The 25820-nt window shown below is 74.6% G+C and carries 29 protein-coding genes; 13 read left to right on the top strand and 16 right to left on the bottom strand.

What is annotated here, in order from left to right:
• Positions 1–4: 4 nt before the first annotated feature.
• On the bottom strand, positions 5–454 hold the full coding sequence (locus KPL60_RS11645; protein ID WP_073578011.1) for an OsmC family protein: 450 nt from the start codon (positions 452–454) through the stop codon (positions 5–7).
• A gap of 38 nt (positions 455–492) precedes the next feature.
• Positions 493–735 (bottom strand): putative leader peptide, encoded by a 243-nt coding sequence (locus KPL60_RS35090; RefSeq protein WP_374203841.1) that lies wholly within the window; start codon positions 733–735, stop codon positions 493–495.
• Here KPL60_RS35090 and KPL60_RS11640 point away from each other — a divergent pair.
• Positions 716–1576, top strand: a complete 861-nt coding sequence (locus KPL60_RS11640; protein ID WP_226365813.1) for an LLM class F420-dependent oxidoreductase — start codon at positions 716–718, stop codon at positions 1574–1576. The two genes, KPL60_RS35090 and KPL60_RS11640, sit on opposite strands and share 20 nt — an antisense overlap.
• Positions 1577–1585: 9 nt before the next feature.
• Here KPL60_RS11640 and KPL60_RS11635 read toward each other — a convergent pair whose 3' ends face one another.
• Positions 1586–1828, bottom strand: coding sequence for a hypothetical protein (locus tag KPL60_RS11635; protein ID WP_145983293.1), 243 nt, complete (start codon positions 1826–1828; stop codon positions 1586–1588).
• A gap of 314 nt (positions 1829–2142) precedes the next feature.
• Between KPL60_RS11635 and KPL60_RS11630 the strand changes: the two genes are divergently transcribed.
• The 3 genes from KPL60_RS11630 to KPL60_RS11620 all read left to right on the top strand — a co-directional run bounded on the left by KPL60_RS11630 (position 2143) and on the right by KPL60_RS11620 (position 5164).
• Positions 2143–2610, top strand: a complete 468-nt coding sequence (locus KPL60_RS11630) for a ribonuclease domain-containing protein (protein WP_226365812.1) — start codon at positions 2143–2145, stop codon at positions 2608–2610.
• Positions 2607–2978 (top strand): barstar family protein, encoded by a 372-nt coding sequence (locus KPL60_RS11625; RefSeq protein ID WP_226355987.1) that lies wholly within the window; start codon positions 2607–2609, stop codon positions 2976–2978. Before KPL60_RS11630 ends, KPL60_RS11625 begins: the two co-directional genes overlap by 4 nt.
• A 233-nt stretch (positions 2979–3211) precedes the next feature.
• Positions 3212–5164: an FAD/NAD(P)-binding protein gene (locus KPL60_RS11620; RefSeq protein ID WP_226365811.1), complete on the top strand. Its 1953-nt coding sequence runs from the start codon at positions 3212–3214 to the stop codon at positions 5162–5164.
• Between the two features lie 28 nt (positions 5165–5192).
• Here KPL60_RS11620 and KPL60_RS11615 read toward each other — a convergent pair whose 3' ends face one another.
• From KPL60_RS11615 to KPL60_RS11570, 10 genes are all read right to left on the bottom strand, one after another.
• A complete protein-coding gene (locus KPL60_RS11615; RefSeq protein WP_226365810.1) occupies positions 5193–6359 on the bottom strand; it encodes a YeiH family protein in 1167 nt (388 codons plus the stop codon).
• Positions 6344–6496, bottom strand: coding sequence for a hypothetical protein (locus KPL60_RS11610; protein WP_226365809.1), 153 nt, complete (start codon positions 6494–6496; stop codon positions 6344–6346). Before KPL60_RS11610 ends, KPL60_RS11615 begins: the two co-directional genes overlap by 16 nt.
• Positions 6497–6549: 53 nt before the next feature.
• Positions 6550–6690 carry a hypothetical protein gene (locus tag KPL60_RS11605; protein WP_226355991.1) on the bottom strand — a complete coding sequence of 47 codons (141 nt, stop codon included), beginning with the start codon at positions 6688–6690 and terminating at the stop codon, positions 6550–6552.
• An 88-nt stretch (positions 6691–6778) separates the two neighbouring features.
• Positions 6779–7681, bottom strand: coding sequence for a sulfite exporter TauE/SafE family protein (locus KPL60_RS11600; RefSeq protein WP_226365808.1), 903 nt, complete (start codon positions 7679–7681; stop codon positions 6779–6781).
• Between the two features lie 96 nt (positions 7682–7777).
• Entirely contained in the window at positions 7778–7930 is a 153-nt protein-coding gene (locus tag KPL60_RS11595) for a hypothetical protein (RefSeq protein ID WP_226365807.1), read from the bottom strand.
• A gap of 272 nt (positions 7931–8202) precedes the next feature.
• On the bottom strand, positions 8203–9534 hold the full coding sequence (locus tag KPL60_RS11590) for a sulfate adenylyltransferase subunit 1 (RefSeq protein ID WP_226365806.1): 1332 nt from the start codon (positions 9532–9534) through the stop codon (positions 8203–8205).
• Positions 9534–10472 carry a sulfate adenylyltransferase subunit CysD gene (gene cysD, locus KPL60_RS11585; RefSeq protein WP_226365805.1) on the bottom strand — a complete coding sequence of 313 codons (939 nt, stop codon included), beginning with the start codon at positions 10470–10472 and terminating at the stop codon, positions 9534–9536. Before cysD ends, KPL60_RS11590 begins: the two co-directional genes overlap by 1 nt.
• Entirely contained in the window at positions 10469–11173 is a 705-nt protein-coding gene (locus tag KPL60_RS11580) for a phosphoadenylyl-sulfate reductase (RefSeq protein WP_226365804.1), read from the bottom strand. Before KPL60_RS11580 ends, cysD begins: the two co-directional genes overlap by 4 nt.
• Positions 11170–11346, bottom strand: a complete 177-nt coding sequence (locus KPL60_RS11575) for a hypothetical protein (protein ID WP_020624363.1) — start codon at positions 11344–11346, stop codon at positions 11170–11172. Before KPL60_RS11575 ends, KPL60_RS11580 begins: the two co-directional genes overlap by 4 nt.
• Entirely contained in the window at positions 11343–13019 is a 1677-nt protein-coding gene (locus KPL60_RS11570) for a nitrite/sulfite reductase (RefSeq protein ID WP_226365803.1), read from the bottom strand. Before KPL60_RS11570 ends, KPL60_RS11575 begins: the two co-directional genes overlap by 4 nt.
• Before the next feature lie 435 nt (positions 13020–13454).
• On the opposite strand from KPL60_RS11570, the gene hemW reads away from it, so the two are divergent.
• Together hemW and KPL60_RS11560 are read left to right on the top strand one after the other, a co-directional pair.
• On the top strand, positions 13455–14663 hold the full coding sequence (gene hemW / locus KPL60_RS11565) for a radical SAM family heme chaperone HemW (RefSeq protein ID WP_374228666.1): 1209 nt from the start codon (positions 13455–13457) through the stop codon (positions 14661–14663).
• A complete protein-coding gene (locus KPL60_RS11560; RefSeq protein WP_226365801.1) occupies positions 14660–15445 on the top strand; it encodes a lipase in 786 nt (261 codons plus the stop codon). The genes hemW and KPL60_RS11560 overlap by 4 nt, the downstream gene beginning before the upstream one ends.
• Before the next feature lie 22 nt (positions 15446–15467).
• Here the strand turns inward: KPL60_RS11560 and KPL60_RS11555 are convergent, their stop codons facing one another.
• Genes KPL60_RS11555 through KPL60_RS11545 form a run of 3 tightly spaced genes read right to left on the bottom strand, consistent with a single transcriptional unit; the run spans position 15468 to position 18408 of the window.
• The gene (locus KPL60_RS11555) at positions 15468–16325 is read right to left on the bottom strand and encodes an ABC transporter permease (RefSeq protein WP_226365800.1); all 858 of its coding nucleotides are present in this window, start codon (positions 16323–16325) and stop codon (positions 15468–15470) included.
• Positions 16322–17272 (bottom strand): ABC transporter ATP-binding protein, encoded by a 951-nt coding sequence (locus KPL60_RS11550; RefSeq protein ID WP_226365799.1) that lies wholly within the window; start codon positions 17270–17272, stop codon positions 16322–16324. The genes KPL60_RS11555 and KPL60_RS11550 overlap by 4 nt, the downstream gene beginning before the upstream one ends.
• Positions 17269–18408 (bottom strand): hypothetical protein, encoded by a 1140-nt coding sequence (locus KPL60_RS11545; protein WP_226365798.1) that lies wholly within the window; start codon positions 18406–18408, stop codon positions 17269–17271. The genes KPL60_RS11550 and KPL60_RS11545 overlap by 4 nt, the downstream gene beginning before the upstream one ends.
• A 92-nt stretch (positions 18409–18500) precedes the next feature.
• Here KPL60_RS11545 and hrcA point away from each other — a divergent pair, with 92 nt between their 5' ends.
• From hrcA to KPL60_RS11510, 7 genes are all read left to right on the top strand, one after another.
• Positions 18501–19520 (top strand): heat-inducible transcriptional repressor HrcA, encoded by a 1020-nt coding sequence (gene hrcA, locus KPL60_RS11540; RefSeq protein WP_226356003.1) that lies wholly within the window; start codon positions 18501–18503, stop codon positions 19518–19520.
• A gap of 45 nt (positions 19521–19565) precedes the next feature.
• Positions 19566–20732, top strand: coding sequence for a molecular chaperone DnaJ (gene dnaJ, locus KPL60_RS11535; protein WP_161151755.1), 1167 nt, complete (start codon positions 19566–19568; stop codon positions 20730–20732).
• A 4-nt stretch (positions 20733–20736) separates the two neighbouring features.
• Positions 20737–21492, top strand: a complete 756-nt coding sequence (locus KPL60_RS11530) for a 16S rRNA (uracil(1498)-N(3))-methyltransferase (protein WP_226356004.1) — start codon at positions 20737–20739, stop codon at positions 21490–21492.
• 93 nt (positions 21493–21585) lie between these two features.
• Positions 21586–22482 (top strand): alpha/beta hydrolase, encoded by an 897-nt coding sequence (locus KPL60_RS11525; RefSeq protein ID WP_226365797.1) that lies wholly within the window; start codon positions 21586–21588, stop codon positions 22480–22482.
• Between the two features lie 132 nt (positions 22483–22614).
• Positions 22615–23679: a PhoH family protein gene (locus KPL60_RS11520; RefSeq protein ID WP_226356698.1), complete on the top strand. Its 1065-nt coding sequence runs from the start codon at positions 22615–22617 to the stop codon at positions 23677–23679.
• Between the two features lie 91 nt (positions 23680–23770).
• Positions 23771–24316, top strand: a complete 546-nt coding sequence (gene ybeY / locus KPL60_RS11515; RefSeq protein WP_226356006.1) for an rRNA maturation RNase YbeY — start codon at positions 23771–23773, stop codon at positions 24314–24316.
• A gap of 37 nt (positions 24317–24353) precedes the next feature.
• On the top strand, positions 24354–25778 hold the full coding sequence (locus KPL60_RS11510) for a hemolysin family protein (protein ID WP_226356007.1): 1425 nt from the start codon (positions 24354–24356) through the stop codon (positions 25776–25778).
• The last annotated feature ends 42 nt before the right edge of the window (positions 25779–25820 follow it).

Raw genomic sequence — 25820 nt, 5'->3', positions numbered from 1 at the left:
GACCTCAGGCCTTCGTCCAGGTGCTGGTGATCGACACCCCGGCCAGGGCGAACAGCTGCGACACCGGGCAGCGGCGCTCGGTCTCCCGGGCCAGCTGCGCGACCTGCTCGTCGGTGCCGTCGGTGGTGATCACGGCGTCGACCCGCAGGTTCTGGAAGGTGGTCTCGCCGTCGCGGTGGGTACCGGTGGTCATCGTCGTCGGGTTGAAGTCGGCGGCGACGTCGAAGCGCACGTGCTCGATCGTGATGCCGAGCTCCTTCGCGACGATCGAGCTGGTGACCTGGTTGCACGACGACAGCGACGCGAGCGTGTAGGCGAGCGGGCTGGGGTGCTCGTCCTTGCCGCCGAAGGCGGGGTAGGCGTCGGTCTCGATGACGTAGCCGGCGCCGTCGACCGCGACGGTCTGCGCGACGCCGGTGCCCTGACCGCTGACGGCGAAGGTGACGAGAGGCATGGGTGATCTCCTGTACGAGGGGCTGCGGGGGGACGGGGTCAGGAGCGGGGACAGAGGGCCCCGGCCGTCCGGCCCAGGTCGATGTGCAGCCTCCGCACGAGCGCGATCACGCGATCAGTGAACCGCACCGAACGGTTGTGCGCGACGTGACGGAGCCGACCGAACCGGCGACGCCCGCGGTCCGATGGGCGCGGTGGCGCCGGTCGCCGGGAGGGGGCTACGCTCGAAACGGAGTTGGCTCCGTTTATGAGAGGACATGCCGTGAAGATCGGACTGCACATCGCGGACTTCACCTACCCGGCCGGGCCGGCGGGTCTGGCCGACGACCTGTCCCGGATCGCCGTCGCGGCCGAGGAGCAGGGCTTCTCCCGGGTGAGCGTCATGGACCACCTCTGGCAGATCCGGCCGGTCGGGCCGGTCGAGACCGACATGCTCGAGGCGTACACCGTGCTCGGCTACCTGGCCGCCCGCACCGAGAAGGTCGACCTGCTGGCCTGGGTGACCGCGGTGACCTACCGCGACCCCGGCCTGCTGGTGAAGGCCGTGACCACCCTGGACGTGCTGTCGAAGGGTCGCGCGATGCTGGGCATCGGCGCCGCCTGGAACGACGAGGAGGCCACCGGGCTCGGGCTGTTCTTCCCGCCGACCGCGGAGCGGTTCGAGCGGCTGGAGGAGACGCTGCGCATCGCCCGTCAGATGTGGAGCGACGACGACGGCCCCTTCGAGGGCACCCACTACCGGCTCGGCGCCACGATGAACACGCCGCAGCCGCTGCGCAGGCCGTACCCGCCGATCCTGATCGGCGGCGGTGGGGAGCGGAAGACGCTGCGCCTGGTCGCGCAGTACGCCGACGCGTGCAACCTGTTCGGCGGCCCCGAGCTGGAGCGCAAGCTGGACGTGCTGCGCACCCGCTGCGAGGAGGTCGGGCGCGACTACGACGAGATCGAGAAGACGGTCATGGCGCGGCTCGACCCGGCCGACCCGAAGGCCGTGGTCGAGGAGCTGCGCGGCTACGCGGCACTCGGCGTGCAGCACGTGCACACCTGGGTGCCGGACATGGCGGCGATCGAGCCGCTGCGGGTGTTCGGGTCGGAGATCATCCCGGCGGCCGCCGAGCTCTGACCCGCGCGGTCAGCTGCCGGGTTGGCGGGGCATCGTCCGCAGGATCGCGACCTGTTGGTCCAGCTCGGCCGCGATCAGCTCGGCGTGCAGGGCGGCGGAGGCGCCGTCGTGCGCGGCGAGCGCGCGGTGCCGTCGCACCAGGTCGTCGATCGAGTCCAGCAGCCGGTCCACGGTCGAGCGGCCGGCCTGGGGTGCCGGGAGCTCCACGGGTGCGGGAGCCTCGGGCAGGGGGTGAATCAGCTCTGCGGTCATGCGACGTTCTCCGTTGAACGTGTCGGGATCGGGGCGTGTCATGCGCAGTCGTTCCTGGTCTCTCGAACTCCGTTGTACCCGCTTCAACGCGCTTTTACTGCGCGTAGAACAGGGGTGCGACGCAGGACACGGTGACCGGGTGCACCTACGCGGTGACCGGTCGTGATCATGGCCCGTCACGGGGCCGCCGATGCGGTCGGCGGGCGAACGGAGGGTGGTCGGCGCGGCAGCCGTGGAAACGGCGGGTGACGGGACGGTGGCGGTTCGTCGCGACGTCTGTACCCGAACGGGTGACCCCGCCTAGCGTCCGGACCATGATCATTCGACCGGATGCGCGGTCCGGGACGCGTGCCCTGATCGTCGGGGCACTCGTCGCCGTGCTGGCCGCCCTCGGCCTCGCCCTGCCCGCCGCGGCCGCCGCCGCACCCGCCCCGGCCGTGCCGGCCGCCGTCGCCGCTCCCGTCGCCCCGGCCGCCGTGCCGGGGGAGCAGGAGTCCGGGCTGCCGGTGCGGGCGCTGTCGTCGCTGCCGTCGCAGGCCACCGACACCTACCGGCTGATCCGCTCCGGCGGGCCGTACCCGTACAGCCAGGACGGGACGACCTTCCAGAACCGGGAGGGGATCCTGCCCGCGAAGTCCTCGGGCTACTACGAGGAGTTCACCGTGAAGACCCCCGGCGCGAGCACCCGCGGTGCCCGGCGGATCGTCACCGGATCGGGCGGGGAGTACTACTACACGGCCGACCACTACGCCTCGTTCGTCGTGGTAGACGTCTCGAGGTGAGCACCCTTCCCCGTGAGAGCGCCGGAACCGCCCCCGCCGTCGACGCGGCCCGGGGGCGGGCCGGTGGCTCCGGTCTCGTCGCCGTCGTCGACGGGGTCGCGGACCGCGACGCGGTCCTGTCCGCCCTCGGCCGGGCGCTGAGCTTCCCCGAGTACTACGGCCACAACCTCGACGCGCTGGCGGACTGCCTGGGCGACCTGTCCTGGCTGCCCGCCGGACCGGTCGAGCTCGTCGTCGCCGACGGTCCGCTCGCCGCGGCCGACCCCGGCACCCACGCGACGGTCCTGGAGATCCTCGCCGAGGCCGTCGCCACGACGGCGGGGACCGACCGGCCGCTGCACGTCACCCTGGCCGGTCCGTCCGCCTGACGACCGCGCCGCCACCGGTCCCGCGCTCGCGGACGGGGTGCGGAATCCCGGGGGCCCGGTGCGGCGTTGAGGCCGGTGGACCGACCGTGGCGGGTGGCCACGGCGAGAGAGGCGACCTACCGTGGCATCCATGGGTCTCCGGCTGGTGAGGCGCAGGCACGTCGACCTGTGCCGCCTGCGGTGGGCGCCGTGAGGGGTCGTCCCCCTCCGCCCGCCGACCCAGGAGCGCCTCGATGTCCCGTAGCCCGCACGCCCCGTCCGTCGTGATCGTCGGCGCCGGCCCCCGAGGGGCCGGCGTGCTGGAACGCATGGTCGCGAGTGCGCCCGAGCTGCTGTCCGACGCCCTCGCCGGACCCGGCGTCGACGTCCACCTCGTCGACCCGTTCCCGGCCGGGGCGGGCCGCATCTGGCGGCACGCGCAGTCCCCGCTGCTCGCGATGAACTCGATGGCCGCCGACGTCACGATGTGGACCGACTCCTCGGTCGTCTGCGACGGCCCGGTGGCACCCGGCCCGTCGTTCTGGGACTGGGCGCAGGACCTGCGCGAGCACGGCGACCCGCGGGCCGAGCTCTGCCCGGAGCTCGCCGACGAGCTGGCGCAGGTCACGGCGTCGACGTTCCCGTCGCGGCGGCTGCAGAGCCACTACCTCGCCGCGGTGCTGCGCGAGGTCGTCGGCCGGGCGCCGGCCGGGATGCGGGTGCACGTGCACCGCACCACCGCCGAGGCCCTCGACGAGACCGACGGCAGGCAGGTCGTGACCCTCGCCGACGGCACCGTCCTGCGCGGCGACGCCGTCGTGCTCGCCTCGGGGCACCTCGACGCCACCCCCACCGACGACGAGATCGCGCTCGCCGCCCGCGCCGACGAGCTCGGCCTGCGCTACCTGCCTCCGGAGCAGACCTCCGACTCCGACCTCTCGGTGATCGCGCCGGGCGAGACCGTGCTGGCCCGTGGGCTGGGGCTGGCGTTCGTCGACCTCGTGGTGCTGCTGTTCGAGGGCCGCGGCGGTCGCTTCGTCGCCGACCCGGACGACGCCGACCCGGGACGGCTGCGCTACGAGCCGTGCGGGCGGGAGCCGGTGCTCGTCGGCGGGTCCCCGCGCGGCGCGACCTACCACTCCAAGACCCACTACCAGCTGCGGGCCGGGCGTCCGCCGCTGCCGCGGTTCCTCGGCCCCGACGTGACTGACGACCTCATCGCCTCCGGCGGCCCGGTCGACGTCGCCACCCGGGTGTGGCCGCTGATGGCCAAGGAGATCGGCTGGGGCTGGTACCACGAGCTGTTCGTCGGCCACCCCGACCGCGTCCGCGCCGGGTGGGACGAGTTCGCCGGGCGCTTCGCCGCCGTCGCGCACGGCTCGCCCGAGGAGGCGGCGCTGATCGCCGAGCTGGTGCCCGACCCGCTCGACCGGCTCGACCTGACCGCGCTGGACCGCCCGCTCGACGGCGTGCACGCCCCGGACCTCGACGCGCTGCAACCCCTGGTGCGCGAGCGCATCGCCGAGGACCTGCGCCAGCACGTCGACGAGCGGCACACCCCGCACCTCGGCGCGTTTGTCGCGATGCTGTCGGTCTACACCGAGACCACCCGTCTCTCGGGGTCCGGGATGCTCTCGCCGCGGTCGCAGGCGCGGGACATGCCGTGGTGGCAGTCGTTCTTCAACTCGGTCGCCTCCGGCCCGCCCGGCTTCCGGGTCCGCCAGATGCTCGCCCTGTCCCGTGCCGGGTACCTGCGGTTCCTCGGCGCCGGGATGAGCGTCGACGTCGACGCCGACGGCTTCCACGCCACCAGCACCACCCTGGCCGGGGCGGAGCCGGTGACGACCCGGGTCCTGGTCGACGCCCGGCTGCCCGACCCGAGCGTCTCGCGCACGGTGGACGGGCTGCTGGGCGGCCTGCTCGCCCGCGGCGAGGCCGTCGAGGAGGTCCTGTACGACGACGACGGCGCCCCGCTGCGCAACACCGGCCTGCTGTCGGTCCGTCCGGCCGACGGCGCGCTGCACACCGCGGACGGCGGGGTGCACGAGCGACGGTTCGCGGTCGGGCCGCACACGACGGTCAAGGTCGCCGGGGCGTTCACCCGGCCCGGAATGAACGCGCAGAGCCTGCGCTACAACGACGCCGTCGCCCGCGCCGTGCTGGGCGCACTGCCCGGCGCCGCGTCCCGCGCCGTCCCGGCGGCCTGAGCCGTCCCGCCCGGGCGGGACGGGGACCTCACACGGTGAGCCCGGAGAACAGCAGGACCGCCAGCCCGAGACCGACGGCCAGGTTGACCCCGGTCGCCGCGGCGAACACCGCGATCGGGCGCCATCCGGCCTCCCGCAGCGGCGCCACCCGGAACTCCAGCCCGATCGACACGAACGCCAGGATCAGGAACATCGTCCGGAAGGCGTTCACGTCGCCGATCAGCGGCTTCGCGACGTCGGACCCGGCGGTCGCGACGAACACCGTCGCGATCACCGAGGCGGCGAGGAACCCGAGCACGAACTTCGGGAAGCGCTCCCAGAACTCGCGCAGCCCCGGCCTGCCCGCCGACCCGCTGCGCTCCACCTTCAGCGTGAACCAGGCCGTCAGCGCCACCGCGACGACGCCCAGCAGCGCGTTCTGCGTGGTCTTGACGATGGTCGCGATCTGCAGCGCCTCCTCCCCGACGATGGCCCCGGCCGCGCTGACCGCGGCGGTGGTGTCGATGTTGCCGCCGATCCACGCCCCGGCGACGGCCGGGGAGAGGCCCAGTGCCCCGACCGCGGCGGGCAGCAGGAAGATCGACGGCAGCGCGAAGATGATGACCAGGCTGGCCGTGTAGGCGAGCTGTTCCTTCCGGGCCTGCACGGCTCCGGCTGCGGCGATCGCCGCGCTGACCCCGCAGATGGAGACGGCCGAGGCGAGCAGGGCGCGCAGCCTGTCGTCGACCCCGGCCCGCCCGGCGAGCCACCAGGTGAAGCCGAAGACCACGGTGATCAGGACGACCGCCTGCACGACCGCGGGTCCGGCGGCGCGGACGATCACCGAGAAGTCGATCGAGGCGCCGAGCAGGACCAGGCCGGTCTTGATGAAGAACTCGGTGCGGAACCCACCCGACAGCCGCTCGCGCAGCCCGGTGAGGGTGAGGACGACGTTGCCGAGCAGCCCGAGGGCGATCGCGTAGACCGGGTACTCGACCGCGTCGGCGATCCCGGAGAACACCGTGCCCTCGGCGGCGTCGGGGACGGTCTGTTCGAGGAAGCGGACGAGCCCGCCCAGGACGAGGACGACCGCGACGCCGCCCAGCGCCCACAGGACGGGGGAGCGGGTGGGCGCCGCCGTCCCGGGCCCGGTGTGCGGTTCGGTCTGCTGCTCGGCCGGTCGCCCGGCGTCCGGCCCGGTCACGGGACCAGCCATCCCGGCCAGTGCCCGGACAGGACCAGGACGAGCAGGAGCAGGCCGACGACCGTCGCGGCCCAGTCCTCGTTCAGGGCGAGCCGGCGCTGCGCGGGGACGTCGTCGGGCTCGTGCGGGGTGTCGGCGGGGGTGCTCACGGGCGTACCCGGGAGGTGGTGCGGGACATGGGAGTTCCTTCGGGACGGGTCGGTCAGGGGCGGGGGCGGGCCCGCGGACAGAACTCGTCGTAGGCGTGCGGCCGTCGCGACGGCCAGAACTCCTCGAGGCACCGGGTGAGGTGCCGGGCCGCGCGCGGAGACGTCGCGAGGCGACGGGGCATCCGGGCGGTCATGTGCCGATGGTGCGTGCCGGGGACGAAGGGGACAAGGTGTCGCCCACCGGGCGGACGACTGTCCGGACAGGCCGGTCCGGCGGCGGTGTCAGTCGCGGGCGCCGACCGGCTCGGGGATCCGCTCCGGCTCGGTGACGGCCGGGCGGCGGCGCGGCAGCAGGGCGACGGTCACGACGAGCGCGGCCGCCGTCGCCACCAGCACCCACGGGCCGGGGACCCCCAGCAGCGCGAGCGCCGAGGCGAGCAGCACCGCGGTCACGACCGGCTTGATGAGCCGGCCGGTGCCCCCGGAGGACAGCCGCGCGCCGAACCACACGCCGGGCAGGGCGCCGACGAGCAGCGCCGCGGCGAGACCGAACTGGACGTCGCCGAAGAACAGGTGCCCGACCGTCGCGGCGGCGACCAGCGGGATCGCCTGCACGATGTCGGTGCCGACCAGCCGCGACGGGTGCAGCTGCGGGTAGGCGAGCAGCAGCATCGCGATGATCAGCGACCCGGCGCCGACCGAGGTCATCCCGACCGCCAGCCCGCCGACGACGCCGATCAGCACCGTCCGCAGCGGACGGACGTCCACCGGCGCGTCGACGTCGACGGCGTTGCGGCTGCCGCGCCGGTCCATGACCTGCCGGAACAGCGTGGTCAGCACCGAGGCGACCAGCGCGATCCCGATGAACACCTTGAGCCGGTCCTCGACGCCGACGCCCTTCCCGATCATCCCGATGACCACCGCGCCGGCGAACCCGGCGGGGACGGCGCCGAGCACCAGCCACCCGGTGAGCCGCCAGTGCACGGTGCGCCGGCGGGCGTGCACCGCGGCGCCGACCGGCTTCATCACCAGCGAGGTCAGCAGGTCCGAGGAGATCGCGGTGAGCGGGTTGACCTTGAACACCAGGACGAGCAGCGGGGTCAGGAGCGCACCGCCGCCCATGCCGGTGAGGCCGACGAGGAAGCCGACGAGCAGGCCGGCGAGCGCGAGCGAGGGGTCGAACATGATCCTGCTTCCTGCGCACGCCGGGCGTGCGGGAGCGTCCGTGACCCGGGCGAGGGGTACGCGGTACGTGGTGGGAGGTCGGTCGGGGGAGGTGCGTCAGCCCCGACGACAGAACTCGTCGAACGCGTCGAGCCGGCGCGACGGCCAGAACCGCTCGAGATGCGCGACGAGGTGCCAGGAGACCGCCGGGTCCGACTCCGAGCGGCCGGACGCGAGGGTCCGGTCGGCGGGGGCGGCGGTCGTGGTCACCCGTCCATGGTGGAACGGATCGAGGGGGTCGACAAGTCGTTGTCCGCTGGTCGGGACGACGGGAAACCTGTCCGGACACGTGGCCGTCGCGGGTCCCCGACCTGCGAGGACGCGCGGTGGCGGGTGCCGCGTCGGCGCGTCCGGGCGGTCCGGGTGACCCGGGCCACGACCGCCCGGTCCGGACACCCCCGCCCGGCACGACACCTCCGCCCGGCACGACACGGCCCCCGCACCCGGAGCGGGTGCGGGGGCCGTGGACGGCGCGGAGCGGGTCAGCCTGCGGCCGGCACCGCCGCGAGCGGGTCGCCCACCAGACCGGCGGCGAGCGTGTTGCCCGTCGGCGGGTCGATCAGCAGGAACCCGCCGGTGGTGCGGACCCGGGAGTACTCGTCCACCGGCAGCGGGTCGGCGACGCGCAGCGACACCCGTCCGATGTCGTTGATCTCCAGCTTCTCCGGGGCGGCGGCGTAGGACACCGTCTCGGTGTCCAGCCGCGACCCCAGCGCCCCGACGATCACCTGGGTGGTGCGGGTGCCGTGCTTGAGCAGCAGCCGCGCGCCCGGGAGCAGCGGCTTCTCGGCCAGCCAGCACAGCGTCGCGTCGATCTCGGAGGTGACCTCCGGGACGTCGGAGGCGGCCGCGATCAGGGCGCCGCGGGGGGCGTCGATGTCGTCGGCGAGCAGCACCGTCACGCTCAGGCCCGCCCCGGCGGCGGCCAGCGGGCCGTCGGCGGTCCGGACCTCGGAGACGGTGGTGCGGTGCCCCTCGGGCAGGACGACGACCTCGTCGCCCGGACGGACGGTGCCGGAGGCGACCTGGCCGGCGTAGCCGCGGTAGTCGTGCAGGTCACCGAGCGAAGCGTCAGCGGAGCGAGACTCGGCACCGTTCCTGGGGCGGATCACGTACTGGACCGGCATCCGGAACGGGGCGCCGGCGTCGGGTCCGTCGACCGGGACCGACTCCAGGTGCTCCAGCAGCGTCGGCCCGGTGTACCAGGACGTGTTCCCGCTGCGGAACGCCACGTTGTCCCCGACCAGCGCGGACACCGGGATGACCTGGACGGCGTCGTCGCTGAAGCCCAGCGAGCGGGTCAGCTCGGTGAACTCGCGCTCGATGTCGGCGATCTTCGCCTGGTCGTACTCGATGAGGTCGATCTTGTTGATCGCCAGGACCAGGCGCGGGACGCGCAGCAGCGACAGCACCGCGGCGTGCCGGCGGGTCTGGGAGACCACGCCGTTGCGGGCGTCGACCAGCAGCACCGCCAGCTCGGCGGTGGACGCGCCGGTGACGGTGTTGCGGGTGTACTGGACGTGGCCCGGGGTGTCGGCGAGGACGAACTCCCGGGTCGGCGTGCCGAAGTAGCGGTAGGCGACGTCGATGGTGATGCCCTGCTCGCGCTCGGCGCGCAGGCCGTCGACGAGCAGCGACAGGTCCGGCGTCGACATCCCCTTGTCGACCGAGGCGCGCTCGACGGCCTCGATCTGGTCGGCCAGCACCGACTTGGTGTCGTAGAGCAGGCGCCCGACCAGGGTGGACTTGCCGTCGTCGACGGAGCCCGCCGTGGCGAAGCGCAGCAGGTCGCGCGGGGCAGCGGTGTCGACCATCAGAAGTAGCCCTCCTTCTTCCGGTCCTCCATCGCGGCCTCGGACAGCCGGTCGTCGGCCCGGGTCGCGCCGCGCTCGGTGAGCCGCGACGCGGTGACCTCGGCGATGACCTCGTCGAGGGTGGTGGCGGTGGACTCGACCGCGCCGGTGCACGAGCCGTCGCCCACCGTGCGGTAGCGGATGGACCTGCGCTCCAGCTGCTCGCCGTCGCGCGCTCCGCCCCAGGGACCCTCGGCGAGCCACATGCCGTCGCGCTGGAAGACCTCGCGCTCGTGCGCGTAGTAGATCGACGGCAGGTCGATGCCCTCGCGCCGGATGTAGCGCCAGACGTCGAGCTCGGTCCAGTTGGAGATGGGGAAGACGCGGACGTGCTCACCGGCGGCGTGCCGTCCGTTGTAGAGGTTCCACAGCTCCGGGCGCTGCTTGCGCGGGTCCCAGCGACCGAACGCGTCGCGCAGGCTCATGATCCGCTCCTTGGCCCGCGCGCGCTCCTCGTCGCGCCGGCCGCCGCCGAACACGGCGTCGAAGCGGTGCTCGGTGATCGCGTCGAGCAGCGGCTGGGTCTGCAGCGGGTTGCGGGTGCCGTCGGCGCGCTCGACGAGCCGCCCGTCGGCGAGGTAGTCCTCGACGCGGGCGACCTCCAGGCGGAGCCCGTACTGCGCGGCGATCCGGTCCCGGAACTCGATGACCTCCGGGTAGTTGTGCCCGGTGTCGACGTGCAGCAGGCCGAAGGGCACCTTGGCCGGCGCGAACGCCTTGATGGCCAGGTGCACCAGCAGCGTCGAGTCCTTGCCGCCGGAGAACAGGATCACCGGGCGGTCGAACTCGCCGGCGACCTCGCGGAACACGTGGATCGCCTCGGACTCCAGTGCGTCGAGGGCGTCCAGCGCCGGGGTCGTGACGGCGGCGGTCACGGGGGTCTCCTCCACGGTCGTCATGCGTGCAGCCCGCACTCGGTCTTGGCGCGTCCGGCCCAGCGGCCGGAGCGGGGGTCCTCGCCGGGCTTCGGCTTCGCGGTGCAGGGCGCGCAGCCGATGCTCGGGTAGCCGGCGTCGACGAGCGGGTTCACCAGGATCCCGTGCTCGGCGATGTAGGCGTCCATGTCCTCGTCGGACCACGCGGCGATCGGGTTGATCTTGACGAGGCCGAACTTCTCGTCGTAGGTGACCAGCGGCGTGTTCGCCCGGGTCGGGGCCTCGACGCGGCGGACGCCGGTGACCCAGGCGTCGTAGCCGGACAGGGTCCGCTCCAGCGGGACGACCTTGCGCAGCGCGCAGCAGCGGTCCGGCTCGCGGGCGAACAGGTCCTTGCCGTACTCGGCGTCCTGCTCGGCGACCGTCTGCTCCGCCTGCGCGTTCACGATGCGCAGCTGCGGGTAGACGGCGTCGACCGCGTCGCGGGTGCCGATGGTCTCCGCGAAGTGGTAGCCGGTTTCCAGGAACAGCACGTCGATGTCCGGCCGGGCCCGCTGGGCCAGGTCGACCAGCACGGCGTCCTGCATGTTGGAGGCGACGATCAGCCGGTCGCCGAAGGTCTCCGCGGCCCAGTCGAGCAGCTGCTCGGCGGTCGCGTCGGGACCGAGGGTCGCGGCACCGCGCTCGGCGGTGGCGCGCAGGTCGGTCTCCAGGGCAACACTCATGATTCCGCTCCCGAGGTCTCGGGGACGCCGATCCCCACGAAGGTCACGACGAAGGTGCGCAGGCAGCCCGCGCACCACCAGGCTGCGCCGGGGACCTTGTCCGACCGCTCGGCCGGACGGAGGTCCTCCTCGCCGCAGTACGGGCAGTAGAAGGTGGCGGCGCGCTCGCTCACTTGAGGTCCTCCTCGTCGGCCCGCAGGACCCACTGGGCGAAGCGCTCGTCGCCGTCGCGCTGCTCGGCGAAGCGGCGCACGACGCGCTCGACGTAGTCGCCCAGCTCGGCGCTGGTGACCTTGAGCCCGCGCAGCTTGCGGCCGAAACCGGAGTCCAGCCCCAGCCCGCCGCCGAGGTGGACCTGGAAGCCTTCGACCTGGTTGCCTTCCGCGTCGGTGACGATCTGGCCCTTGAGCCCGATGTCGGCGACCTGGGTGCGGGCACAGGCGTTCGGGCAGCCGTTGAGGTGCAGCGAGATCGGGACGTCGGGGACGACGTCGGCGAGGCGCTTCTCCAGGTCCTCGACCAGCCGGATCGCGCGTTCCTTGGTCTCGACGATCGCGAGCTTGCAGAACTCGATGCCGGTGCAGGCCATCGTGGAGCGGCGCCAGGTCGACGGTCGCGCGGGCAGGCCCAGCCTGTTGAGGTCCTCGATGAGGCCGTCCAGCCTGTCGTCGGCCACGTCCAGCACGACGATCTTCTGGTACGGCGTGAACCGGATCCGGTCCGACCCGGCGCGCTCGGCGGCGTCGGCGACGGCGAGCAGCGTCGTGCCCGACACGCGGCCCGACGGCGGGGCGACGCCGACGTAGTTGCGGCCGTCCTTCTGCTTGTGGACGCCGACGTGGTCGATGGGCCGCTCGGGGACCGCCGGGGCGGGGCCGTCGACGAGCTTCCGGCCCAGGTACTCGTCCTCCAGGATCTGGCGGAACTTCTCCGGGCCCCAGTCGGCGATGAGGAACTTGATGCGGGCGCGGTGGCGCAGGCGGCGGTAGCCGTAGTCGCGGAAGACCTGGATGACGCCGTGCCACACGTCGGGGACCTCGTCGAGCGGGACCCAGGCGCCGAGCCGCTCGGCGATCCGCGGGTTGGTCGACAGCCCGCCGCCGACCCACAGGTCGAAGCCGGGTCCGTGCTCGGGGTGCTCGACGCCGACGAAGGAGATGTCGTTGATCTCGTGCGCGACGTCCTGCTGCCAGGAGATCGCGGACTTGAACTTGCGCGGCAGGTTCGACAGCTCGCGGTCGCCGATGAAGCGGCGCACGATCTCGTCGATGGCCGGGGTCGGGTCGACCACCTCGTCGGCGGAGACGCCGGCGACGGGGGACCCCATGACCACCCGGGGGCAGTCGCCGCAGGCCTCGGTGGTCTGCATGCCCAGCGGCTCGATCAGCTTCCAGATCGCCGGGACGTCCTCGACGCGGATCCAGTGGTACTGGATGTTCTCGCGGTCGGTGACGTCGGCGGTGTCGCGGCCGTAGCGCTGCGAGACCTCACCGAGCGCACGCAGCTGGGCGACGTCCACCGACCCGCCGTCGAGGCGCACGCGCATCATGAAGTACTCGTCGTCGAGCTCCTCGAGCTCCTCGGGCTCCAGCGCCGCGGTGCGGCCGCCGTCGATCCCGGGCCTGCGCTGGGTGTAGAGCCCCATCCAGCGGAACCGTCCGCGCAGGTCGGCGGGGTCGATCGAGTCGAAGCCGCGCTTGGCGTAGACGTTCTCGATCCGCGCGCGCACGTTCAGCGGGTTGTCGTCGCGCTTGCTGCGCTCGTTGGGGTTCAGCGGTTCGCGGTGGCCGAGCTTCCACTGCCCCTGGCCCTTCGGGCGGCGGGGTGCGGTCTTCGAGGGCGCCATGTGGTGGGTGCTCCGATGTCGGGCGGATCGGGCACACCCCGGCCCGGGACAGGGCACGGAGCGGCCCGGGGCGGTTCGGGAGGGGGCCGTCGGGTCAGCGACGACGACAGAGCGCGCTACGGGTCCGGTTCAGGTCCACGTGGCGACGCGCCACGAGGCGGAGACGGAGTGCGGGCACGGATACAGGGTGCCACGGTGTCCGGACCTGCCACAAAGTGATGTTCGCATCCTGGGAGAGGTGGGCGGATAGGTCCGGACGTTCGCCGCGCGGTGTCCGGTCCGCCCGGAATCCCCGGGTCACGGGCGCGGTGGAACCCATCGTCCACCGCGGGGACCCCGGATGCCACCCCCGTCGTGACCGGCCCGTCCGCGCGCCCCGGACCTGCCGGGGAGCGGTCCGGGCCCGAGGTGCGCCCGGCACCGACCGGCCCGGCGGTGGCACACTCGCCGGACGTGACCTCCGTGCCGCCGGCCTTCGGGCTCTACGTCCACGTGCCGTTCTGCGCGACCCGCTGCGGCTACTGCGACTTCAACACCTACACCGCCTCCGAGCTCGCGGGCGACGCCGCGTCCCCGGACGGCTGGCTCGCCGCCGCCCGCACCGAGATCGCGCTCGCCGCCCGCACGGTGGGGGACCGCACCGTGGAGACGGTGTTCGTCGGCGGCGGCACCCCGTCGCTGATCGGCGCCGACCGGCTCGTCGCGATGCTCGACGCGGTCCGCGAGCACCTCCCGCTCGCCGACGACGCCGAGGTCACCACCGAGTCCAACCCCGAGTCGGTCTCGCCGGAGTTCTTCGACCGGCTCCGGGCCGGCGGGTTCACCCGCATCTCGCTGGGCATGCAGTCCGCCGCCCCGCACGTGCTCGCCGTACTGGACCGCACGCACACCCCGGGGCGCGCCGTCGCCGCCGCCCGGGAGGCCCGGGCCGCCGGGTTCGGCCACGTCAACCTGGACCTGATCTACGCCACCCCCGGCGAGACCGACGACGACCTGCGCGCCTCCGCCGACGCCGTCCTCGACGCGGGGGTGGACCACGTCTCGGCCTACGCGCTGATCGTCGAGGACGGCACCGCGCTGGCCCGCCGGGTCCGCCGCGGGGAGCTGCCCGCCCCCGACGACGACGTCGCCGCCGCCCGCTACGAGCTGCTCGACGCGCGGCTGCGCGACGCCGGGCTGTCCTGGTACGAGGTGTCGAACTGGTCGCTGCCCGGCGCCGAGTGCCGGCACAACCTGGGCTACTGGCGCGACGGCGACTGGTGGGGGATCGGGCCCGGCGCCCACTCCCACCTGGCCGGGACGCGCTGGTGGAACGTCAAGCACCCGGCGCGCTGGGCCGGCGCGCTCGCCGCGGGGGAGACCCCCGAGGGCGGGCGCGAGGAGCTCACCGCGGACGAGCGGCACACCGAGCGGGTCATGCTGCGGCTGCGCCTCGCCGAGGGCATGGCCCTGACCCTGCTGCACGACGGCGGTCGCGCGGCCGCCGCCCGCGCCGTCGCCGAGGGGCTGCTGGACCCGGCGGCGCACGCCGCGGGCCGCGCGGTGCTGACCGACCGCGGACGGCTGCTGGCCGACCGGGTCGTCACCGACCTGCTGATCGCCGACGACGCCCCGGCGGCCGGCACCCCGGCGGGGGCCCGGTGAGCCCGCGCCGCCGGGCGCTGCTGGTCGTCGTCGCCCTGCTGGTGGCGGTGGGCGTGGTGGCCGCGGTCGTCGCGGCCCTGCCCGAGGGGTCCCGCGGCGCGGGCGGGCCCGTCGCCCAGGACCGGCCGGGCCCGGTCCTGCTCGTCCCCGGCTACGGCGGCGACCGCACCGGCCTGGAGGTCCTCGCCGGGGCCCTGCGCGCCCAGGGCCGCGACGCCCGCGTCCTGGCCCTCGACGGCGACGGCACCGGCGACCTCGACCGGCAGGTGGCGGTGCTGGACCGCGCGGTCACCGTCGCCACCGACGGCGGGGCCCCGTCGGTCGACGTCGTCGGCTACTCCGCGGGCGGCGTCGTCGCGGGGCTGTGGGCGATCCGCGACAACGGCCCGGCCCGGGCCCGGCGGATCGTGTCGATCGGCTCCCCGCTGGCCGGGACGACGGTGGCCGGCTCCGCCGCGGCCGTCGCCCCGGAGGCGTGCCCGCAGGCCTGCCGTCAGCTCGCCCCGGGGTCGGCGCTGCTGGGCGAGCTCGCCGGGGCCGGGGCGGCGGTGCCCTGGCTGTCGGTGTGGACCGACCGCGACCAGGTCGTCACCCCGCCCACCTCGGCCCGCCTCGACGGTGCGGTCAACGTGGAGCTGCAGCAGCTGTGCCCGGGCTCGACCGTGGGCCACGGCGGCCTGCCCGCCGACGACGCCGTGATCGGCCTGGTCGTCCGTGCCCTGTCCACCGCACCGATCGACGAGGCCCCGGCCGCCTGCGGCACCCTGCGCGCCGCGGGCTGAGGCGGGCCGGCGCGGCGGGCACTCAGCTCGCGATGTCCTTGGTCGCCAGGTTCGCCCACGCCGCCCCGACGGCGACGGCGACCCAGCCCGCCTGCACCCACGCCCCGGTGCGGGCGGCGTCGTAGAGGACCGGGTCGCGGTAGAGGTCGATCCAGGCCAGCCAGTGCGCCGTCGGCAGGAACTCGACGAAGGCGGCCGAGGCGTCGAGGGCCTGCAGCGACGCGCTGGTCACCACGACCGCGAGCACCGCCAGCGCCGCCGCCAGCGGCGAGTCGGTCAGGGTGGAGAAGAAGATCCCCAGCGCGCCCAGGGTGAGCATGCACAGCGCCAGGTAGGCCACGGTCAGCCCGGTCCGGGTCGCCAGGTCCACCGGTTCGATCACCGTCCCGGACAGCGACGCGACCGAGCCGGGCCCGGCGTCGACCGGGGGCAGGGTGAGGCCACCGGTGGCGGTGGTGGTGCCGGTGCCGAACACCGCGATCCCCACCGCGTAGGACGTCAGCACCACCAGTGTCACCGCGGTGACCACGAAGAACGCCACCGACACCAGCTTCGCCACCAGCAGCCGCAGCCGCCCGACCGGCCGGATCAGCAGGTAGCGCAGGGTCCCCGCGGCGGCCTCCCCGGCGACGGTGTCCCCGGCGACCACCGCCACGGTGATCGGCAGCAGGATCGGCAGCACCAGCGCCAGCGCGAACGCCGGGAAGATCTGCCCGTTCGTCGCGACCGCGGACAGGAACGCGGGCCCCTGCCCGGGCGGCGGGAGGATCCCGGTGGCCGACACGACCACCGCGACGAGCGCCGGCAGCGCGCACAGCAGCAGCCAGCACAGCCACACCCGGGTGCGGCGCAGCAGCAGCGCCAGCTCGACGAGGATCACCGCGCCACCCCCGGCCCGGCCGTCGCCACCCGGTCCGAGCCGTCACCGGTCCGTTCCAGCACCACCTGTTCCAGGGTGCGACGCTCCGGTTCCAGCGACGCCACCGGCACCCCGGCCCGCACCAGGTGCGCGTTGAGGTCGACGGGGTCGACGGCGCGGACCACGAGCCGGTCGCCGTCGGCGGACTCCAGCGCCCGGCCGAGCACCCGCGCCGCGGCCGCCGGGGCCGGGGTGCGGACGACGACCCGGCCGGTCGGTGCCCGCAGCTCGTCGAGGTCCTGGGTGAGCACGAGGTGCCCGGCGTCCATCACCCCGACCCGGGTGCACAGCGTCTCCACCTCGGCGAGCAGGTGGCTGGACAGCACCACGGTCGTACCCCGTTCGTTCAGCGCGGTCAGCAGGGCGCGCATCTCGCCGATGCCCCGCGGGTCCAGGCCGTTGGTCGGTTCGTCGAGCAGCAGCAGCTCCGGGGAGCGCAGCAGCGCCGAGGCGATGCCCAGGCGCTGGCGCATCCCCAGCGAGTAGGCCCGCACCGGGCGGCGGTCGACCCCGCCCAGGCCGACCTGTTCCAGGGCCTCCTGCACGCGTCGTCGCCGGTCGGCGGGCCGGTGCAGCGGGCCGCCCACCGAGCCCGCCGCGTCGAGCAGGGTCAGGTTCGCCCGGCCCGACAGCCCCGGCCAGGCGGCGGGGGACTCGACCAGCGCACCGACCCGCGGCAGCACCGTGCGGGCGGCCCGCGGCATCGGCGAGCCCAGCACCTCGATCGACCCCGAGGTGGCGTGCACCAGCCCGAGCAGCATCCGCACCAGCGTCGTCTTGCCGGAGCCGTTCGGGCCCAGCAGCCCGAACCGGGAGCCGGCGGGCACCGCCAGGTCGACGCCGTCGACGGCGGTGACCCGGCCGAACCGCTTGGTCAGGGCGTGCGTCGCGAGCACCGGGTCGTTCACCGGCGGGACTCCATCAGCTCGACGGCGGCGGACTCCAGCACACCGGGCCGCACCGTCCCGGCCAGCAGCACCCCGCGCCGTCGCCGACGGGCGACGACCAGGCTGAGCAGCGGCGTCGCCACCCGGGCGGCCGAGCCGCCGGGCAGGCCCGGCACGTCCACCCCGCCCGCGGCGGCCGAGCCGCGCACGATCCCGTCGACGACCTCCGGCCCGGCCGGGACCAGCACGAACCGGCCGACCCCCGTGCCGTAGACACCGACCCCGGGCAGCAGCTCGGCGGCCGGGACGTCCCCGGACACCGGCAGCTCCACCCGGTCCCGGCCGGCCAGCCGGTCCGGCGGGGGCACCGCGCCGACCCCGCGCAGCGAGCCGGTCAGGTCGTCGGGACGGGCCCGCACCCGCTCCGCCGACGACGGCGGCGCCGGGACCAGCGCCGCGGCCTGTGGCGCGGCGGTGTCCAGCGCCTCGAACGCCGTCTCCAGCAGCGGGCCCGCACCGTCCCGGGCGGCGATCTCGACCGCGACCGGGAGGGCGCCGTCGCCGACGGGGACCGACCAGACGTCGATCCGCCCGGCCAGGCTGTCCGGGTCGGCCGGGGTCACCCGCAGCCCGGCCGCGGCCAGCCCGGCCACCCGCCGTGCCGGCAGCGCCGTCACCGGGTCGTCGGGGGTCGCGCCGAGCAGCCGGCGGGCCAGGTCGGCCGGGGCGAGGTCCGAGGCCCGCGGGAACCGCACCGGGGCGAGCGGGGAGACCGTGGTCAGCCGGTTCGCGCCGTAGTCCCAGATCCGCTCGACCTGTCCGTCGCGGTAGGTGTCGACCTCGCCGACCGGGGTCAGCTCGTCGACCCGCCAGCGGCCCGCGTCGGCGACCTGCACGCGGATCCGGGTGGTCGTGGACAGCAGCCGGGCCGCGGACCCGATCGGCGCGACGGTGGGCAGCCCGAGCCGGCCGGTCGCCGTCGCCAGGCCGGAGTGGGGGACGACACCCGCCAGGATCCGGGCCCGCAGCGCGACCGGGTCCGAGGTCCCGGCGACGTCGCCGACGGGGAGCCAGCGGTCGGTCGTGCCCACCGCGACCAGGGCGACGGCACCGGCACCGACGAGCAGGGAGCGCCGGCCGAAGCGGCGTGCGGACATCACCCCACCCACCGTGCCACGCCGCGTGCCCCGGCCGCGCGGCCACGACGGCGCCTAGGATGGACGGGGCACACCGGGGGAGGTGCGAGGAGATGAACGCCGACGAGCGGCGGTTCGCCGTGTTGCGGGCCATCGTGGCCGACTACGTGTCGACGCAGGAGCCCGTGGGCTCGAAGGCCATCGTCGACCGGCACAACCTCGGGGTGTCGAGCGCGACGGTGCGCAACGACATGGCCGTCCTCGAGGAGGACGGCCTGATCGCGCAGCCGCACACCAGCGCGGGCCGGATCCCCACCGACAAGGGCTACCGGCAGTTCGTCGACCGGATCTCGCAGGTCAAGCCGCTGTCGTCGGCCGAGAAGCGGGCCGTGCAGACGTTCCTGGACGGCGCGGTCGACCTCGACGACGTGCTGCGCCGCTCGGTGCGGCTGCTCGCGCAGCTGACCCGCCAGGTCGCCGTCGTGCAGTACCCGACGCTCACCCGTTCCACGGTCCGCCACCTGGAGGTCGTGCAGCTGACCCCGGCCCGGCTGATGCTGGTGCTGATCACCGACTCCGGGCGCGTCGACCAGCGCGTCGTCGACCTGGGGGACGTGCTCGCCGACACCGACGTCGCCCGGCTGCGCGAGATGTTGGGCAACGCCCTCAACGGCCGCAAGCTCGCCGAGGCCTCCGCGGCCGTCGCCGAGCTGCCCGACACCGCGCCGGAGGACCTGCGCACCCCGCTGCTGCACCTCGCGACGGTGCTCATCGAGACCCTCGTCGAGCACCCCGAGGAGCGGATGGTGCTGGGCGGCACGGCGAACCTGACCCGCAGCCACGCCGACTTCCCCGGCTCGCTGCGCCAGGTCCTGGAGGCCCTGGAGGAGCAGGTCGTGGTCATGCGGCTGCTCGCGGCCTCGCAGGACTCCGGGCTGGTCACGGTCCGGATCGGCGAGGAGAACGAGGCCGAGGACCTGCGCACCGCGTCCGTGGTCACGGTGGGGTACGGATCGGGTACCCCGCTGGGCGGGATGGGCGTCGTCGGACCGACCCGGATGGACTACCCGGGCACGATCTCGGCGGTGCATGCGGTCGCCCGGTACGTGGGTGAGATCCTGACCGGTCGGTAGACCTTTCATCGTTGTTGTACGTACTTCATTGAGGAAAAGAGCCAGGTGGCACGCGACTACTACGGGATCCTGGGCGTCGAGCGCGGCGCCGACGCCTCGGAGATCAAGCGGGCGTACCGCAAGCTCGCCCGTGAGCTGCACCCGGACGTCAACCCCGACCCCGCGGCACAGGAGCGGTTCCGGGAGGTCAGCGCCGCCTACGAGGTGCTGACCGACCCCGAGAAGCGCCGGGTCGTCGACCTCGGCGGCGACCCCCTCGACGCCCGCGGCGGGGGTGGCGGCGGCGGTGACCCGTTCGCCGGGTTCGGCGGGTTCAGCGACATCATGGACGCGTTCTTCGGCGGCACCGCCGGCGGCGGACGCGGGCGCGGCCCGCGCAGCCGGGTCCAGCCCGGCGCCGACGCGCTGATCCGGATGGAGCTGACGCTGGAGGACTGCGCCGCCGGTGTGCAGCGCGACCTCGCCGTCGACACCGCGGTCCTGTGCACCCAGTGCCAGGGCTCCGGCTGCGCCGAGGGCACCCACCCCACCGCCTGCGACACCTGCGGCGGCTCCGGGGAGATCCAGAGCGTGCAGCGCTCGTTCCTCGGGCAGGTCGTCACCGCACGGCCCTGCCCGACCTGCCGCGGCTTCGGCGAGGTCATCCCCGACCCCTGCCGCCAGTGCGCGGGCGACGGCCGGGTCCGGTCGCGGCGCACCGTCGCCGTCAAGATCCCGGCGGGCGTCGCCGAGGGCATGCGGGTGCGCCTGTCCGGGCAGGGCGAGGTCGGCTCCGGCGGCGGTCCCGCCGGTGACCTCTACGTCGAGGTGGAGGAGGCGCCGCACGAGCTGTTCACCCGCGACGGCGCCGACCTGCACTGCACGCTCCCGCTGCCGATGACCGCGGCCGCGCTCGGCACCACGCTGCCGTTGCCGCTGCTCGACGGCTCGGTCGCCGAGATCGACGTCGAGGCGGGCACCCAGCACGGCACGGTCCGCACGCTGCGCGGCAAGGGCATGCCCCGGCTGCGCTCCACCGGGCGCATCGACGGCCACGGCGACCTCCTCGTGCACGTCGAGGTGGCGGTGCCGACCCGGCTGGACAAGGAGCAGACCGACCTGCTGCGCCGGCTCGCCGAGCTGCGCGGTGAGGAGCAGCCGGACCTGATCGGCGGCTCCCGCAACGGGCACGGCCTGTTCTCCAAGCTGCGCGACAGCTGGACCGGACGCTGACCCGGTGACGACGGCGCCGCTGTTCCTGGTCGACGACGTCGCGTCCCTCCCGGGCCCGGGCTCCGACACGGTGCTCGACGGCCCGGAGGGGCGCCACGCCGCGACCGTGCGACGGCTGCGCCCCGGCGAGGCGCTGGTGCTGTCCGACGGCCGGGGCGGGCTCGCCCGCGCCGAGGTCGTCGATGTCGCCGGGCGGGACGCGCTGACCGTGCGGCTGCACGAGGTGACCCGGGTGCCCGCACCCGCGGTCCGCGTCGTCGTCGCGCAGGCGCTGGTCAAGGGCGACCGCGGCGAGCTCGCCGTGGAGACCGCCACCGAGGCCGGCGCCGACGGGTTCGTCCCCTGGAAGGCGGCCCGCTGCGTCACCCGCTGGGACGACGGCCCGCGCGGCGCGAAGGCCCTCGAACGCTGGCGGTCCACCGTCCGCGAGGCCGCCAAGCAGGCCCGCCGCCCGTGGCAGCCCGACGTCGCCGACCCGGTGACCACCGCGCAGCTCGCCGCCCGGGTCGGTGCCGCCGACACCGCGCTGGTGCTGCACGAGTCCGCGGGCGAGGACCTCGCCTCGGTCACGCTGCCCGCGGCGGGGGAGGTGCTGCTCGCCGTCGGACCGGAGGGCGGCGTCGACGACGCCGAGCTCGACCGCCTCGCCGAGGCCGGCGCCGTCCCGGTCCGGATGGGGCCGGAGGTGCTGCGGGCCTCCACCGCGGCCTGCGTCGCGCTCGGCGCGCTCGCCGTGCGCACCGGCCGCTGGGCCCGCTGAGCCGTCCGGTCGCGTCACCGCCACCCGCGGACGCCGGTCACGATCCGGCGAACCGGTCGTCGGGGACGGGGCGCGGGTGTCATCATCCGCCGCGTGAGTGACCACGCTCCCCGGATCGGACGCCGCGCGCTGCTGGCCGGCCTCGCCGCCGCCCCGCTGCTCGGCGCCTGCGGCAACGACGCCCCCGCGGCCCCGCGGCGGCCCCCGCGCGACGAGACCGCCCCGCGGACCGAGCGGATGGCCTACGGCGGCCAGCCCGACCAGTTCGGCGAGCTGACCTTCCCGGCGAGCCGGGACCTGCCCCGCGGCGCCGTCATCGTCGTGCACGGCGGGTTCTGGCGGGCCGGCACCGACCTCACGATCATGCGCCCGGTCGTCGACGCGCTGGTCGCGGCGAACTTCGCGGTCTGGAACATCGAGTACCGGAAGGTGGACGCCGGCGGTGGCTGGCCCTCCACCTTCGACGACGTCGCGATGGCCGCCGACCACCTCGCCACCCTGCGCTCCACCCGGCTCGACCTGCGCCGGCTCGTCGTGCTCGGGCACTCGGCGGGCGGGCACCTCGCGGGCTGGCTGGCGATGCGCGCGAAGCTCGCCCCCGGCGACCCGGGCGCGACGCCCGTGGTCCGCCCGGCCGGGGTGGTCTCGCTGGCCGGGGTGCTCGACCTGGCCGGCGGGATGCTGCTCGGCGACGGCGCCGTCGCCGACCTCGTCGCGGCGACCCCGGGCGCCGACCCGGCCCGCTTCCGGGCGACCAGCCCGCTGGAGGCCGTCCCGCTCGGGGTGCCGTCGGTGTGCGTGCACGGCACCGCCGACGAGGTGGTCCCGCTCTCCCAGAGCGAGGACTTCGTCGCCGCGGCGACGGCCGCCGGGGACCGGTCGGAGCTCGTGCGGGTCGAGGGCGCGAACCACCTGCAGCTCATCGACGTCGCCCACCCCGGCTGGGCCGCCGCGCTGCAGGCCGTGGAACGGCTGAGCACCCCCGCCTGATCCGCGGGGAGAATCCGCGGGTGCCGTCGGCGGTCCGACCGGTACGATCGGCGCAGTCCGGCGACCCGACGTACGAGGCAGGCGAACACACTCTTGACCGGCACCGAACCCGGCTCCACCCCCCGGACCGACCTGCGGTCCACCGCGGCACCGGGCGGGACCGTCCGGTCGAGGATGGCCGTGCCGGACACCGCCCTGCTGTCCCTGCTCGGCTCGCGCGACGAGAGCCTGCGCGCCGCCGAGGAGGAGCTGACCGCCGACGTCCACGTCCGCGGCAACGAGCTGACCCTGTCCGGGGACCCGGGCGACGTCGCGTTCGCCGAGCGGGTCTTCACCGAGCTGATCACCCTGGCCGAGCGCGGCCAGCTGGTCGGCGCGGACACCGTGCGCCGCACCGTGCAGATGCTCTCGGCGGAGAACACCGCCGACGAGCGCCTGGGCGAGTCCCCGGCCGAGGTGCTGAGCCTGGACATCCTGTCCCGGCGCGGGAAGACCATCCGGCCCAAGACGCTCAACCAGAAGCGCTACGTCGACGCCATCGACGCGTTCACGATCGTCTTCGGCATCGGCCCGGCCGGTACCGGCAAGACCTACCTGGCGATGGCCAAGGCCGTGCAGGCGCTGCAGGCCAAGCAGGTCAACCGGATCATCCTGACCCGGCCCGCGGTCGAGGCGGGGGAGCGGCTGGGCTACCTGCCCGGCACGCTGTTCGAGAAGATCGACCCGTACCTGCGCCCGCTCTACGACGCGCTGCACGACATGCTCGACCCCGAGTCCATCCCGAAGCTGATGGCCGCCGGGACGATCGAGGTCGCGCCGCTGGCGTACATGCGCGGCCGGACCCTGAACGACGCGTTCATCATCCTCGACGAGGCGCAGAACACCACGCCCGAGCAGATGAAGATGTTCCTCACCCGGCTCGGCTTCGGCTCGCGGATCGTGGTGACCGGCGACATCACCCAGGTCGACCTCCCGGGCAACGCCCGGTCCGGCCTGGCCGTCGTGCAGGACATCCTCGACGGCGTCGACGACGTGCACTTCTCCCGGCTCGAGAGCGCCGACGTGGTCCGGCACCGCCTGGTGTCCGACATCGTCGACGCCTACGCCCGGTTCGACGCGTCCGAGCACCGCACGGCCGCCGTCGGCAACGGCGCACCCCGCAACGGCCCCGCGCGGCGTCCCGACCGGCGGCGGTGACCGGGGGGCGGGTGGCACCGGGACCGTCGGTACGGCCGTCTAGGCTGCCCCCTACATCCGTATCGGCGAGCAGGGGCAGGGCAGCGGCGGCGTGAGCATCGAGGTCGTCAACGAGTCCGGGATCACGGTCGACGAGGCGCAGATCGTGTCGGTCGCCCGGTACGCGCTGGACGCGATGAAGGTGAGCCCGTCCGCCGAGCTGGCGATCACCGCCGTCGGGCTGGACGCGATGGAGGAGCTGCACGTCCGCTGGATGGACGAGCCCGGCCCCACCGACGTCATGGCGTTCCCCATGGACTCCCTCGCCGAGGACACCCGGCGCCCCGACGCGCCGGACCTGGGCCCCGCCCTGCTCGGCGACGTCGTGCTCTGCCCGGCCTTCGCCCGGGACCAGGCGCGCAAGGCCGGGCACACCCTGGCCGACGAGCTGCACCTGCTGACCGTGCACGGCATCCTGCACCTGCTGGGGTACGACCACCTCGAGCCCGAGGACGAGCGCGAGATGTTCGCGCTGCAGAACCGGCTGCTGGTCCGCTGGCGGGAGGACCGGGCCCGCGAGCGCGCCCGGGACGCCCAGAAGCGCAGCGACGACCGCCTGCTCGGTGCCGCCGGCTTCGAGGACGAGTCCGGCCGGTGACCGGAAGACCCACGACCACGTTCTCCGAGGAGCAGAAGTGACCACCGTCTGGCTGATCGTCGCGACGGTCCTGCTCGTGCTGCTGGCCGGGGTGTTCGCCGCCGCGGACTCGGCCCTCATGTCGATCTCGCGCGCCCGGGTGGACGCCGTGGTGCGCGCCGGCCGCGCCGGCGCGAAGGCGCTCGCCGCCGTCGTCGCGGACCGGCCGCGGCACGTCAACCTGCTGATGCTGCTGCGGGTCACCTGCGAGACGGTCGCGATCATCCTGCTGGCCCTCGCGCTCGCGCCGCTGTTCTCCGCCACCTGGATCGGGCTGCTGCTCACGGGCGTGCTCATGGTGCTCGCCAGCTACGTCCTGATCGGTGTCGGCCCGCGGACGCTGGGCCGCCAGCACCCGTACCGGATCGGGCTGCTGCTCGCGGGCCCGATCCGCGCGATCGGCGTCGTGCTGTCCCCGCTGGCCAAGCTGCTGATCCTGCTGGGCAACGCGATCACCCCGGGCCCCGGTTTCCGCGACGGCCCGTTCTCCACCGAGGTCGAGCTGCGCGAGCTCGTCGACATGGCCAGCAACCGCGGCGTGGTCGACGAGGGCGAGCGCAAGATGATCCACTCGGTGTTCGAGCTGGGGGAGACCCCGGTCCGCGACATCATGGTGCCGCGGCCGGACCTGATCTGGACCGAGCGCGACACCCCGGTGGAGAAGGTGCTGCGCCTGGCTCTCAAGAGCGGCTACTCGCGCATCCCGGTGCTCGGCGAGGGCGTGGACGACGTCATCGGCATCGCCTACCTCAAGGACCTGGTCCGGGCCCGCGAGGAGGCCCGGCGCGGCGAGCGGGAGGTCCCGCTGCTCGACATCCTGCGCCCCGCGGCCTTCGTGCCGGACTCCAAGCGCAGCGACGACCTCATGCGCGAGATGCAGCGCACCCGCAACCACATGGCCGTCGTCGTCGACGAGTACGGCGGCACGGCGGGCGTGGTGACGATCGAGGACATCCTGGAGGAGATCGTCGGCGAGATCACCGACGAGTACGACACCGAGGAGGTGCCCGAGGTCGCCGAGGCCTCCGACGGCGCCTTCCGGGTCTCCGCCCGGCTGCCCGCCGAGGACCTCGAGGAGCTGTTCGCCGGCCGGTTCCGCGGCACCCCGCGCGAGGACGAGCTGCACGAGGCGCTGGAGAACGCCGACGTCGACACCGTCGGCGGGCTGCTCGCCCAGCGGCTGGGCAAGGTGCCGCTGCCCGGCGCCACCGCCGAGCTGGACGGCCTGCTGCGGCTGCAGGGCGAGGGCGGCAAGGACGCCCGCGGCCGTGTCCGCATCACCTCGGTGCTGGTCAGCCCGCTGGAGCCGGCCGAGACCGAGGACACCGACCACGACGAGCCGCGCGGGGACACCCGGGAGTCCGACGTGCCCGACCACGTCGCGGGCGACCCCACCGAGCACGCCGGCGCCGACCGGCACTGACCTGGCCGTCCCCGGCCACGGGGAGCGACCGACGGACATGAC

It is taken from the genome of Pseudonocardia sp. ICBG162 (assembly GCF_020496225.1).
Taxonomy (GTDB): domain Bacteria; phylum Actinomycetota; class Actinomycetes; order Mycobacteriales; family Pseudonocardiaceae; genus Pseudonocardia; species Pseudonocardia alni.
This window is presented reverse-complemented; position numbering and strand designations above follow the sequence as displayed.

Excerpts from the sequence above, each read along its gene's own strand:
- KPL60_RS11645 (WP_073578011.1), bottom strand. The coding sequence starts at position 454 with ATGCCTCTCGTCACCTTCGCCGTCAGCGGTCAGGGCACCGGCGTCGCG.
- KPL60_RS35090 (WP_374203841.1), bottom strand. The coding sequence starts at position 735 with ATGTGCAGTCCGATCTTCACGGCATGTCCTCTCATAAACGGAGCCAAC.
- KPL60_RS11635 (WP_145983293.1), bottom strand. The coding sequence starts at position 1,828 with ATGACCGCAGAGCTGATTCACCCCCTGCCCGAGGCTCCCGCACCCGTG.
- KPL60_RS11630 (WP_226365812.1), top strand. The coding sequence starts at position 2,143 with ATGATCATTCGACCGGATGCGCGGTCCGGGACGCGTGCCCTGATCGTC.
- KPL60_RS11620 (WP_226365811.1), top strand. The coding sequence starts at position 3,212 with ATGTCCCGTAGCCCGCACGCCCCGTCCGTCGTGATCGTCGGCGCCGGC.
- KPL60_RS11615 (WP_226365810.1), bottom strand. The coding sequence starts at position 6,359 with ATGGCTGGTCCCGTGACCGGGCCGGACGCCGGGCGACCGGCCGAGCAG.
- KPL60_RS11605 (WP_226355991.1), bottom strand. The coding sequence starts at position 6,690 with ATGACCGCCCGGATGCCCCGTCGCCTCGCGACGTCTCCGCGCGCGGCC.
- KPL60_RS11600 (WP_226365808.1), bottom strand. The coding sequence starts at position 7,681 with ATGTTCGACCCCTCGCTCGCGCTCGCCGGCCTGCTCGTCGGCTTCCTC.
- KPL60_RS11590 (WP_226365806.1), bottom strand. The coding sequence starts at position 9,534 with ATGGTCGACACCGCTGCCCCGCGCGACCTGCTGCGCTTCGCCACGGCG.
- cysD (WP_226365805.1), bottom strand. The coding sequence starts at position 10,472 with ATGACGACCGTGGAGGAGACCCCCGTGACCGCCGCCGTCACGACCCCG.
- KPL60_RS11580 (WP_226365804.1), bottom strand. The coding sequence starts at position 11,173 with ATGAGTGTTGCCCTGGAGACCGACCTGCGCGCCACCGCCGAGCGCGGT.
- KPL60_RS11570 (WP_226365803.1), bottom strand. The coding sequence starts at position 13,019 with ATGGCGCCCTCGAAGACCGCACCCCGCCGCCCGAAGGGCCAGGGGCAG.
- KPL60_RS11545 (WP_226365798.1), bottom strand. The coding sequence starts at position 18,408 with ATGTCCGCACGCCGCTTCGGCCGGCGCTCCCTGCTCGTCGGTGCCGGT.
- hrcA (WP_226356003.1), top strand. The coding sequence starts at position 18,501 with ATGAACGCCGACGAGCGGCGGTTCGCCGTGTTGCGGGCCATCGTGGCC.